General features: G+C 47.7%; 13 protein-coding genes (1 of these 13 running past the window's edge). 7 read left to right on the top strand and 6 right to left on the bottom strand.

The annotated features are described in order from the left end of the window. Positions 1–216, bottom strand: the 5' portion of a protein-coding gene (gene tyrS, locus TOL_RS01545) for a tyrosine--tRNA ligase (protein WP_015485507.1). The gene continues 1,086 nt to the left of window position 1, outside the view; the window shows 216 of its 1,302 coding nt (coding positions 1–216); the start codon lies at positions 214–216; the stop codon falls past the left edge of the window. Positions 217–365: 149 nt separating this feature from the next. On the opposite strand from tyrS, the gene TOL_RS01540 reads away from it, so the two are divergent. Beyond that, positions 366–1,643 (top strand): OapA family protein, encoded by a 1,278-nt coding sequence (locus TOL_RS01540; RefSeq protein WP_015485506.1) that lies wholly within the window; start codon positions 366–368, stop codon positions 1,641–1,643. After that, the gene (locus TOL_RS01535) at positions 1,643–2,719 is read left to right on the top strand and encodes an anhydro-N-acetylmuramic acid kinase (RefSeq protein WP_015485505.1); all 1,077 of its coding nucleotides are present in this window, start codon (positions 1,643–1,645) and stop codon (positions 2,717–2,719) included. The genes TOL_RS01540 and TOL_RS01535 overlap by 1 nt, the downstream gene beginning before the upstream one ends. Positions 2,720–2,728: 9 nt before the next feature. Here the strand turns inward: TOL_RS01535 and TOL_RS01530 are convergent, their stop codons facing one another. Genes TOL_RS01530 through argC form a run of 5 tightly spaced genes read right to left on the bottom strand, consistent with a single transcriptional unit; the run spans position 2,729 to position 5,884 of the window. Next, the gene (locus TOL_RS01530) at positions 2,729–3,220 is read right to left on the bottom strand and encodes a DsrE family protein (protein WP_015485504.1); all 492 of its coding nucleotides are present in this window, start codon (positions 3,218–3,220) and stop codon (positions 2,729–2,731) included. A gap of 25 nt (positions 3,221–3,245) precedes the next feature. Then, positions 3,246–3,593 (bottom strand): iron-sulfur cluster insertion protein ErpA, encoded by a 348-nt coding sequence (gene erpA, locus TOL_RS01525; RefSeq protein WP_015485503.1) that lies wholly within the window; start codon positions 3,591–3,593, stop codon positions 3,246–3,248. 50 nt (positions 3,594–3,643) lie between these two features. Beyond that, positions 3,644–4,072: a bactofilin family protein gene (locus TOL_RS01520; RefSeq protein ID WP_015485502.1), complete on the bottom strand. Its 429-nt coding sequence runs from the start codon at positions 4,070–4,072 to the stop codon at positions 3,644–3,646. Then, positions 4,059–4,814 (bottom strand): DUF6776 family protein, encoded by a 756-nt coding sequence (locus TOL_RS01515; protein ID WP_015485501.1) that lies wholly within the window; start codon positions 4,812–4,814, stop codon positions 4,059–4,061. Before TOL_RS01515 ends, TOL_RS01520 begins: the two co-directional genes overlap by 14 nt. A gap of 35 nt (positions 4,815–4,849) precedes the next feature. Further along, complete coding sequence (gene argC / locus TOL_RS01510; RefSeq protein WP_015485500.1) at positions 4,850–5,884, bottom strand: N-acetyl-gamma-glutamyl-phosphate reductase; 1,035 nt, start codon at positions 5,882–5,884, stop codon at positions 4,850–4,852. A gap of 111 nt (positions 5,885–5,995) precedes the next feature. Between argC and TOL_RS01505 the strand changes: the two genes are divergently transcribed. From TOL_RS01505 to TOL_RS18880, 5 genes are all read left to right on the top strand, one after another. Then, the gene (locus TOL_RS01505; RefSeq protein ID WP_015485499.1) at positions 5,996–7,735 is read left to right on the top strand and encodes a chloride channel protein; all 1,740 of its coding nucleotides are present in this window, start codon (positions 5,996–5,998) and stop codon (positions 7,733–7,735) included. Between the two features lie 15 nt (positions 7,736–7,750). Further along, positions 7,751–8,176 carry a protoporphyrinogen oxidase HemJ gene (hemJ, locus tag TOL_RS01500; protein ID WP_015485498.1) on the top strand — a complete coding sequence of 142 codons (426 nt, stop codon included), beginning with the start codon at positions 7,751–7,753 and terminating at the stop codon, positions 8,174–8,176. A 22-nt stretch (positions 8,177–8,198) separates the two neighbouring features. Further along, positions 8,199–9,506 carry a glutamate-1-semialdehyde 2,1-aminomutase gene (gene hemL, locus TOL_RS01495; RefSeq protein WP_015485497.1) on the top strand — a complete coding sequence of 436 codons (1,308 nt, stop codon included), beginning with the start codon at positions 8,199–8,201 and terminating at the stop codon, positions 9,504–9,506. Beyond that, positions 9,506–10,099, top strand: coding sequence for a hypothetical protein (locus TOL_RS01490; protein ID WP_015485496.1), 594 nt, complete (start codon positions 9,506–9,508; stop codon positions 10,097–10,099). Before hemL ends, TOL_RS01490 begins: the two co-directional genes overlap by 1 nt. 106 nt (positions 10,100–10,205) lie before the next feature. Beyond that, entirely contained in the window at positions 10,206–11,696 is a 1,491-nt protein-coding gene (locus TOL_RS18880) for a methyl-accepting chemotaxis protein (protein WP_015485495.1), read from the top strand. The last annotated feature ends 40 nt before the right edge of the window (positions 11,697–11,736 follow it).

The following is an 11,736-nucleotide window of genomic DNA, read 5'->3' as shown; positions in this document are numbered from 1 at the left end:
ACCGACTAGAGCGATCGGCTTATGGCCAGCTCGCTGGAAACGCTTCAGAGCTAATAAAGGTACTAGACTACCAATGTGTAGACTGTCAGCCGTGGGATCAAAGCCGCAATAGAGTGTGCGACAACCAGAATCAAGATGGTTTATTAGTTCCTCGTCCGCTGTCGCCTGATTTAGGAGACCACGGGCTTTGAGATCGGCAATTAATGTTGCGGTCATGGGGAGATTCTCATCGCTTTCGGTTGTCAGAGGGTGCTGAACATACCTGATCACAATTCAAAATCAAGTTCACCGAGTAAATTGCCGACGGATTGTTTACACTTGCCGGCTATATAGAAGAGAAGCTGAATAAGGACACCTGTTTCATCATGGCGTTGCCAGGCCCACTACAGTATTTTCCAGCCAGACATATTTTCGCTGCGGCGCTGGTTGTGTTTTTAGTAATCGTCGTCGCCGCATGGCCGACTCCCGAATCCAACATAACTCAGCAAAACTATGTTATAGAGTTGCCCGAGCCAAGTGAGGAGCCGATGCCGGATACTCCGCAACTGGACTGGGAGGAAGACAAAGTTAAATCCGGTGATAGTTTATCGGTGGTTTTTGGGCGGCATAATTTAAGTGCGGTTGATGTCATTGATATTGCAGCGGCAGTCCCGCGCGAAGTCATTACTTTACGTCCAGGGCAGAGCCTTCGTTGGGTCCGTACTGCCGATAACCACATTACTCACCTAGAAATAGATATTAGCCCTCTTGCCAAACACAGCATTACTCGCGATGCAGAAGGCAAATTGCAATATGAGCTACTGCAACGCGATGCTGACTTTATTCCGCGCTTTGCTCACGCCGTTATCGACAACTCGCTCTTCCTTGATGGAGGACGCGCAGGCATACCTGATCAAGTTTTATATCAATTAGCGAACATCTTCGGCTGGGATATCGACTTTGCTTTAGATATCCGCAAAGGCGATACCATCAGTTTAGTCTATGAAGAGGTACAACTCGACGGCAACAAGATTAACGATGGCGATATTTTAATCGCTCGCTTCGTCAATCAAGGTCGTGAACTTACGGCTGTTAGGTATAAAGATGACGCCGGCAACACTAACTACTACACACCGGAAGGACTGAGCATGCGTAAAGCCTTTTTACGCAACCCAATTGATTTCGCTCGCATCAGCTCACGCTTTAACCTTAATCGCAAACACCCAGTGCTAAACACCATTCGCGCTCATAAAGGTACTGATTACGCAGCACCAACAGGTACTCCTATCAAAGCGGCAGGTGACGGTAAGGTTATTCACGCTGGACGTAAAGGTGGGTACGGTAACGTTGTGATCATTCAACATGGTCAGCGCTATAAGACCATTTACGCGCATTTGAGCAAATTTGGTCGCAATGTAAGAGTGGGTCGCTATGTGAAACAAGGCCAAATTATTGGCTATGTGGGTATGACAGGGTTGGCTACAGGTCCTCATCTCCACTATGAATTTTTAGTTGATGGTGTTCATCGGGATTCTTTACGTGTTCAGCTGCCAAAAGCCGACTCTATTGCCAGCAAAGATAAATCCGCCTTTTTAGAGCGATCAAAAACGCTCATGGGTTGGCTGGATAATTTTCAAAGTAGCGATAAGAGCGGGTCATTTTAATGGCTTTGTGTATTGGCTTGATGTCAGGAACAAGTGCCGATGGCATGGATGCCTGCTTGGTAGACATTAGCAATGATAGCATCAAGCTTGTTGCTGCCATCTGTCTGAACTATCCCCACGACGTTACGCGTCGTTTGCGCGATATCGCATTGTCAGAGCGTCTATTAGTTAACGACATCGCAACGCTTGATCAACAACTAGCCAGCTATGCCGTCAGTGCCGTACAGGCATTGTTGAAAAAAGCCAATATTAAGGCTGAAGATGTCATGGTTATCGGTAGTCACGGTCACACATTGCGCCATCAAGCTCAGCCAAATGGATTTAGCTGGCAACTAGGAAACCCCTCTTATATTGCCGAGCATTGTCGAATTGATTGTGTTGCCGATTTTCGCCGTCGAGATATCGCCGCTGGCGGGCAAGGCGCTCCTCTCGTTCCAGCCTTTCATCAATTCGCATTAAAGCAGCTAGCGCCATGTGCCGTGGTTAATATCGGTGGTATTGCCAATATCACGGTTGTCGATGATGTTCTCATTGGTTTCGACACTGGCCCAGGGAATGCGCTTATGGATGAATGGTGCCTCCAGAACTGGAACACTGTCTGTGATCAAGGTGGAAATAAAGCCGCTAGCGGCCAAGTTATTGAAGACCTGTTAGATCGGTGGTTAGCACACCCTTACTTCTCAGCTCCCGCCCCTAAAAGCACCGGCCGAGAGCTGTTTAATTTAACGTCGCTCGGCGAGCTCAATCATTATTGCGCTGAAGACATTGCCGCCACACTAACCGAGTTCACTGCTCGCTCCATTGCTTTGGCAGTCACTCATTTTGCGCAAAACTGCCGCCACGTAATGATTTGCGGTGGTGGAGTTCACAATGCCAACTTGATGCATCGCCTCTCACTCGCACTGCCAACACACAAAATAGAAAGCACAAGCGAAGTAGGCATTGACCCTGACTGGATGGAAGCCATGGCATTTGCATGGCTAGGCTGGCGTACGATAAATGGTCTGCCGGGAAATATTCCGAGTGTTACCGGTGCCGCTGGTGAGCGAATTTTAGGTGGGATCTACAAGGCCTAGAACAGGCTTTTAGAACAATGCATAACCTTCTTTTTGCAGTCGTTCGACTTCAAACTGACCTGAGACTACGCTGTCAATGAACGGCGGAAGGTCGGTCATTTCGATACCGCGGTCTCCAAGCCAACGAGAACAAACTTTGATATCGATGATATTGAAGGCTTCTAATCGTGCAGCCAAATCTACCAAGGGTTTGTTATCCCGATAGTTCTCTCGCTTAAATAACTCTATTTCTTCACCGGTTAAAACCAGTGGGATAGGCTCTTTTGTACTGTACTCCAGTTGACCGCTAGCAATTTTTTCGGCGTGTTGTAATAAGTCGAACAGTTCTTCCGCATTGTGACGCTGGATATAAGCTTGATAGCGCGTCGCAACTGGCGCAACAGAAACCGCAGGTTCAATAGCCGGGGGCTGCGTTGCTTCTGCGTCAACAGCTGGAGTATGGTCATCTGCCATTGCATACGAAGCAAGCAGCAAACCTATGGCCATAAAAGGATAACGCATACTTACTCCGTTCACTTAATTTTACTCAAACCGAAAATGATGACCCGCAACCACAAGTTGAGGTAGCGCTTGGATTTTCGACGCTGAAACGCGAGCCCTCTAAGCCCTCTTTGTAGTCTAGAACCGAGCCAACCAAGTACCCATAACTAAGGGAGTCAATGAGTACACGAACCCCCGATTTCTCAATCAAGGTATCGTCTTCAGCTCGATCATCATCGAAGGTAAATCCGTATTGAAAGCCAGAACAGCCGCCACCAGTAACGAATACTCGTAAACACAATTCCTCATCCGCCTCTTCTGCTAACAGATCACGAATTTTATCTTCGGCTGTTACAGTTAATTCGAATGGAATGGATTGCTGTACGCTGTTCATGAGTCTCTCAACCGTAGGATGAAGAATGATTATCGGCTTTTCCGACTAAACTAGTCAACTTTAGCATCGTTGTCGGGCGCTGTCTTGTGAGCGGACTGCGACTTAGCTGACGTAGATGCTTTGTCTTGAGAATGATGCAGTTGCCCATTTACTTGAGCTCCTAAGACCATTTCCATTGCTTGATAATACACATCACCTTTTACCCGAGCTTTTTTCGCCAGCTCGATATACTCCGAGGCATGAACATCACCGATCACTTCGCCATTGATAATAATATTTGGCGCTGTAATCTGGCCTTCAATCCGCCCCTTCTCACTCACTCGCACGGTAGCACCCGAGCCAGCTTCAGCAATTAAGTTACCTTTTACCAAGCCATCGATGTGTAATCCGCCGGTTAATATCACGTCACCATGAATCTCTGTCTTTGCTGAGATTAATGTGTCGTAGCGAACATCGCTCTTGTCTTTACTGCTGAACATGGGTTTCTCCTTGCATGAACCACTGCTGCGTTTCTTCAACGCGTTGAGGCTTATTACCACTGGATTGCAGAACTACTTGCATCTGCTCAGGCACAAAGCCATCGGGGAGCGTGAGTTCACCTTTTACTTCTTGGAAATAACGGAAACGAAACTTAATGCCGAGACCATCAATGGTGCTATCGACATCGCGCAACGGTAGTACTGTTGTTTTACCATCTATTTGGCCAACAATATTGATTGCTGCCTGCCCTTCGATGTGAGCACTGTTGTCGACTACTTGCGTTAGCATAATGGCATAACGAAAACGCTGCGGTGATTCAGCGGCCTGAATATCAATTTTACTAACGCGTAAACCACGATCAGCAGAACCCGGAGCCATAATACCTTTATAGAAACCAACCTCTTGTTCTAACCGAGCAACATCAGCATTGAGTTCGCGAACCGTTTGGCGAAAACTTTCAGCCGCTTTGCGATCAACTTCACCACCCTTCTCTAGGACGCTAACGCGCTGACTAAGATTAAGAATGGTTTCTTCTGCCTGACTGAGGTTGTGTTCTAGAAATTGCTTTTGCACCGATAGTTGTTGAATCTGAGAGCGGCTATCGTAATAGCCGCCCAGATATCCACCAGCACTAACAATTGCAATAAGAATTATTAAATACAGAATGCTGCGCAATCTGTGTCCACGTCGTCGATGATCTATGACTAGATTATCCTGACGGCTGCCCTTTACTACGGACATACTTCTGCTCCTCGGGGTTCAGATCATCGGGAGGATCAGGGCATTAATGCGACCTGACGTAGGCCTGCATCTTCATCCAACCCGAACATAATATTCATGTTTTGTACGGCTTGACCGGAAGCGCCTTTCACTAAATTATCGATTACCGACAGAATAATCAGCTGGCCGGTATCTTTATGATAATGAATCGCTAAACGACAGGTATTGCTACCCTTCACGCTGCGCGTTGCTGGGTGGCTACCGGCGGGCATGACATCGACAAACGGTTCATCGGCATAACGAGCTTCGAACAGCGCTTGTAGATCCACGTCCAAATTTGGAATCCGCGCATACAGTGTAGAATGAATTCCACGAATCATAGGTGTTAGATGTGGCACAAAGGTCAATTCAATGGCTTTACCACCCGCCGCACGCGACAACCCCTGCCGAATTTCAGGCAAGTGGCGGTGTCCAGCAACAGCGTATGCGTTCATCGATTCGCTGCTCTCACACAACAAGGTGCCAACACTCGCACCACGCCCAGCTCCACTCACCGCAGACTTACAATCGGCGATCAACATTTGGGGCTCTAACAGGCCTTTTTCCAGTAGTGGTATAAAGCCTAATTGCACCGATGTTGGATAACATCCCGGTACCGCAATTAAACGCGCCGTTTTAATTTGCTCACGATTCACTTCTGGCAGGCCATAAACCGCTTCTGGTAATAATTCACGCGCACCATGCGGCTGCTTGTACCATTTTTCCCATTCATCAGCGTCGGCAATACGGAAGTCAGCCGATAGGTCGATCACACGCGCACCGGCATTTAATACTTCTTCGGCTAAAGCATGAGCAACACCATGCGGAGTGGCAAAAAATACAACATCGCAATCGCCAAGTGTTTTCGCATCCGGCACGCTAAATTTAAGATCGGTATGACCGCGCAAGTTCGGAAACATTTCATCAACGCGCAAGCCATCTTCGCTACGAGAGGTAATCACCTCTAACGACACATCCGGATGGTTTACGAGAATTCTCAGCAACTCGACTCCGGTGTAACCGGTTCCGCCGACGATTCCGACTTTGATCACAAGATCACCTCACACGTTGATATTGGCTACAAATGCAGCAGTATTTTTGAAAGGTGCTTATAATAGCGGTTCTTATCCTCAGTTCACACCTCCACCAGCATAAGGACTCGCGTGAACCGACTACGGCAATATTGGCTGAACCTCATTTCCCTCTCCGATAACCAGATTGGTTTAGCAGGGCTAGCGCTGCTATCTGGGCTATTGAGCGGCGCCGTTATTACTTTGTTTCGCCTAGCGATCGAACTACCGTTAGTGTCATGGTTGCCTATGACATCGCCGGAGGCTTACGAAACTTTACCCGTTAATTGGCGTATCGCTCTGCTACTTGGCGGTGGCGTACTACTGATCGCTCTTTTCTATTGTGTCAAACCGACCAAGCGCGGTGTTGGTGTCACACATGTTTTACAACGTATGGAACGCCATCAAGGCTATTTGCCCAGAAGCAATTTAATTCTGCAATGGGTGGCCGCCGTTATTGCCATTGTTAGCGGCCATAGTGTTGGCCGTGAAGGTCCTGCCATTCACATGGGCGCAGGTACGGCGAGTTTAATTGGTCAGAGAGCGGGATTAGCTCACCACAGGTTACGTATTTTAGCTGGATGCGGTGTCGCCAGTGCCATTTCAGCTTCGTTTAATACGCCCATGGCCGGCGTAATTTTCGCCATGGAAGTGGTGTTATTGGAATACAGTATTCGCGGATTTATTCCGATAATCTTGGCTTCAGTTGCTGGGGCTATCGTTAGTCGCGCGGTGTTCGGTCACGAAACCGCCTTCAACGTGCCAGCACTGAATTTTCATTCACTGTGGGAAATTCCCTACATTTTATTACTGGGCCTAGCCGCCGGCTTAGTTTCTACCATCTTTATTTATGGCGTGAAGATTTTCCAAAAGCTTATTAACTTACCCTTATGGATGCGCTGGGGCAGTCTTACCCTTGCGACGGCTGCTATCAGCATCTATTTACCCGAAGTTTTAGGTATCGGTTATGACACTGTCAACGCGACCTTAGCTGGCGAGGTCGTAATCTCCACCGTACTGCTTTTATTAGCCGCAAAGTTACTGCTAGCCGCATGGGCTGCTGGTGTGGCATTTCCCGCAGGGATTATTGGTCCGACGTTATTTATCGGCGCAGCACTTGGCGGTTTAATGGGGCAATTATCAGCGTGGTGGTTCCCTGAATATCCAATTTCTGTGGGTTTCTATGCCATGCTCGGCATGGGTGCATTAATGGGAGCCGTGCTTCGTGCGCCATTAGCAGCCTTGGTTGCCTTGCTCGAGCTTACCGCCAACCCAAATATCATCATGCCTGGTATGCTGGCTATTGTGATCGCGAGTTTGGTTGTAAATGAAATCTTCCGTTTGCCATCAGTTTTTCATGTACAACTCGGGGGTAATCGTTTGTATCGAGCCCCTGATCCTGTGCAGCAAATGCTGCGTAACACTTGGGTGGTTGAAGCAATGCAGCAATCAGTGGTTAAGGTTGAACGCAAACTTGGACGCGAAGCTGCTGGGTTTGTACTGCAACGTGATCCTGACTGGTTATTACTGGCGGAAGAGGAATTATTGGTTCCGCCAGCCGCTTTGGTCGAAGCCTTAACTGCGGATCCTGAAGCGGAATCCATTGATCTCGTCACCATTCCTGCAAAACGCCAAGCGGTAGGTCGGATTTCTTTAAAGGCGAATTTACAGGATGCCTTAGACCTAATGCAGTCTAGTCAATTACAATGGCTCGCAGTTTATCGTGATGAACGTTTCGGGCACTGCACTGGTGTGGTATCACGCGAAGACATCGACAATTATTATCACTACCGCCCTAAGCCTGCAGACGATGCGGCAAAGGCACCGTTATAAGGCAGTAAATCACACATGCTCTGGGTTAAAGCCTTTCATATTATTGCGGTCATTACATGGTTTGCGGCGATTTTCTATTTGCCACGCTTGTTTGTTTATCATGCAGCGGCGGAAGATACTGTCTCGCGCGAGCGTTTCAAAATTATGGAGCGTAAGCTGTATCGCGGCATTATGACGCCGTCGATGATTATTGTTTTAGCCTTGGGCGCTTGGCTCATCAGCTACAGCCCACGTTACTATTTTATCGAAAGTCATTGGATGCATGCCAAGCTCGCTTTGGTCGCCCTATTAATTGTGTATCATTTTTATTGTGGTCATCTGCTCACCATATTCCGTGATGATAAAAACCAACGCAGCCATGTGTTCTACCGTTGGTTCAATGAAATCCCCGTATTTATGCTGATTGCCATTGTTATTTTGGTCGTCGTTAAGCCGTTCTGAATTTACTGAAAAAGAGAGTGTTATGAGTTATTCCATCACCCAGTCAGAAGCCCTATTCGCCCAAGCACAGAAACATATTCCTGGCGGCGTTAACTCTCCAGTACGTGCCTTTAAAGGAGTAGGTGGCACACCTATCTTCTTCGATCATGCGAAAGGCGCTTATGTATTTGATGCTGACGGTAACCGCTACATTGATTATGTTGGCAGCTGGGGACCGATGATCTTGGGCCATAGCGCTGATGAAATTTTAGATGCAGTGCGTGCACGTATGGATAAAGGCCTGAGCTTTGGTGCACCGACCTCGATTGAAATTGATATGGCCGAAGAAGTCTGCAAGTTGCTGCCGTCTATGGACATGGTGCGTATGGTGAACTCAGGCACTGAAGCCACAATGAGCGCGATTCGCTTAGCGCGCGGCTTTACCGGTCGCGATAAGTTAGTGAAATTTGAAGGCTGCTACCATGGCCATGCAGACTCACTGCTAGTAAAAGCGGGCTCAGGCATGCTCACTCTTGGGGTTCCAACTTCGCCAGGGGTTCCTGCGGCAGTGGCTGCCAACACCATCACTCTGGATTACAACAATCTTGATAGCGTCAAAGAATGCTTCGCGCAAATGGCGGATGAAATTGCCTGTGTGATTATCGAACCTGTCGCCGGCAACATGAATTGTATTCCACCAAGTAAGTCTTTTTTACAGGGCTTACGCGAGTTGTGCACGGTGCACGGCATAGTGCTAATTTTTGACGAAGTAATGAGTGGCTTCCGTGTTGCTTTAGGTGGCGCTCAATCCTACTACGACATTATTCCCGACATGACTTGTCTCGGCAAAGTGATCGGTGGCGGTTTACCGGTTGGCGCTTTTGGCGGCAAGCGTGAAATCATGGAATACCTAGCACCACTTGGCCCGGTTTATCAGGCGGGTACGCTGTCCGGTAACCCATTAGCAATGGCAGCAGGTCTGGCCATGTTACGCGCCATCCAAAAACCCGGCTTCTACGATCAGCTCACCGCGCGCGTGCAACAAATGCTGAATGGTTTTAAAGCGGCTGCCGATAAGCACGGCATTCCGTTTACTCACACCAGTGCAGGCTCTATGTTCGGACTGTTCTTTACCGAACTGAACGAAATAAACACCTTTAGAGACGTGGCCGATCACTGCGATGGCACGCGCTTTAATGCCTTTTTCCATGGGATGTTAAAAGAAGGCGTGTATCTAGCACCGTCGTCATTTGAAGCAGGATTTATGTCAATTGCACATACCGAACAAGACATCGACGCTACGATAGCCGCTGCAGATCGCGTAATGGCACAGCTTGTCGCTCACTCTTGATGAGCGCTGTTGTACTTCTGATTGCTAGCCTCGCACTTGCTTGGCTGGCTCGACCTCGCACAGGATGGAGCGGCGAACAGGCCGCTTTGTTTTGCTCAGGGCTTGTTGGCTCAGGCGCAAGTACTTGGGAACTACTCACACTCGCAGTACCCGCACTTAGCTCGACTGAGGCTAATTATTTATTGGCTTCACTGTGCCAATACGCCGCGTTTCCGTTGCTGCTACTGGTCGCTGCGATACAAGGCTTACAAAAGACAGGCTATACCGATGCCGAATTACTGCGCTGGGATCGGGTGATTTGGGGGCGAATTTTACTCGTGGTCTGCGTCATCTATGTATTAATGCAACGTTCCCATAATTTAGTACTACTGGATAATACCGTTATTCTAATGGGGTGTTTCGCAGCCATTGTTTGGCTTATTGCTGCGTCAAAAGGCAATGCCAGACGAATCAATGTCGTGTTTGCTATCACATTTCTCAGCCTAACCGCCTCCTACTTTACCCAGTTGCTACCTATGCAATGGCTTATTCCTCTGAGCTTCGCCAGTACATGGGGGATGATCTATCCGCAAAGCCTATCACCACTGAAATAACGAATATTTTTCACTATCACGTTGAATGTAAATGTTCATGAATGTCCTGCAGAATTGGGATAGGGGGCTAGTCTTAAGCAGACCCCCCAAATTTTGTAGGCTCTTTATGAACGATCTTCGCCGCGACTTCTACATTGAGGCGGATGCTTTTTTTACCAAGCTAACCGCTTGTCTATTGATTGTTTCCATTCTGCTCGCTAGCTGGCACAACACTTGGATAGAGGTGTTCGTGGTTGGACTACCCGCTTTTGTCATTCCGTTAATGATTAGCAAGTCAATGCCAGGACAACGTATCAGCCGTGTTAGTTACGCCATTTCCTTGATGATTTTTTCTGCATTGCAGATACATCAGGGCCACGGACTCATAGAAATGCATTTCAGCATTTTCGCGTTACTCGCTGCCCTGCTTTATTACCGTGACTCTATCGCAGTGCTTGCTGCCGCACTGACCATTGCGGTTCATCACTTGCTGTTTAACTACCTGCAAGAAAGCGGTTCTCCGGTGTTTATTTTTGAATTCCGCACAGGCATTAATATCGTGTTATTGCACGCTGCTTTCGTGGTTGTTGAGAGCGGCATTTTAATGTATTTGGCCCATAAGAGCTGGCAAGAGTTCGTACAAAACATGGAGCTTGCGGGACTAGGAGCCCATATATCCCGCGATGATGTGGTGGACTTGGCATACCAAATTGATAAACCGCAAAGTCAATTCGGTAAAGTTTTTAACGTCTTTTTCGAAAATCTTCATACCTTGGTACAAGAAGCTAATCGTCTATCACTACAAATCAGCGATATAGGCAAAGATTTCAATGTTTCAACAAAAACAATGGAAGAGGGGGCCCGCCGCCAAAGTCATGAAACAGATATGATTGCCACAGCAACCACTCAAATGACGGCGTCAATGCGAGAAATCAGTGCCCACTCAGGCGCTGCGGCAGAAGCAGCAGAGGAAGCAAACTCTGTGGCAGAAAAAAGCAGTATCGACATCCGCAAAGCGCGTGGGACCGTAGAGCAATTGGCAACCAATATTCAACGCGCCAATGAAGTCATTCAAAATCTTGATAGTGAAAGTAACAATATTGGTTCAGTACTATCGGTTATTCAGGGCATTGCTGAACAGACCAACTTACTCGCATTAAACGCAGCAATTGAAGCCGCGCGCGCTGGCGAACAAGGTCGAGGCTTCGCTGTGGTGGCCGATGAAGTAAGAACACTGGCATCACGCACGCATGAGAGCACTGAAGAAATTCAACGCATGATCGAGCGTCTACAAAAAGGTTCAAAAGAAGCGGTTACGGCTATGGAAACGAGTCAAACCGGTGTTGAAAGCAGTGTTAATCAAATAACTCAAATTGATGAACACATAACAGCGATGAAACTATCCGTAGGCAATATACATGGCATGAACGAACAAATCGCTCAAGCGATTAATGAACAACATACCGCGGTTAGCGAAGTAAACTCCAATCTTGTGGTGATTCGCGAAGTCAGTGATGAGGCATTGACCCAAGCGACAGGATGTATGACTAAATCCGGTAAACTCGTCGCTATGTCGAATGATTTACGCGGCTTGCTGTCACGCTTTCGTTTAGATTGATTGCAGAATTGGTAGCATACAATTGCAAGTAAAAATGGGC

This window comes from Thalassolituus oleivorans MIL-1 (assembly GCF_000355675.1).
Taxonomy (GTDB): Bacteria; Pseudomonadota; Gammaproteobacteria; order Pseudomonadales; family Oceanobacteraceae; genus Thalassolituus; species Thalassolituus oleivorans.
The sequence above is the reverse complement of the archived record's forward strand: the minus strand, read 5'-3'. Positions and strand labels throughout refer to the sequence as shown.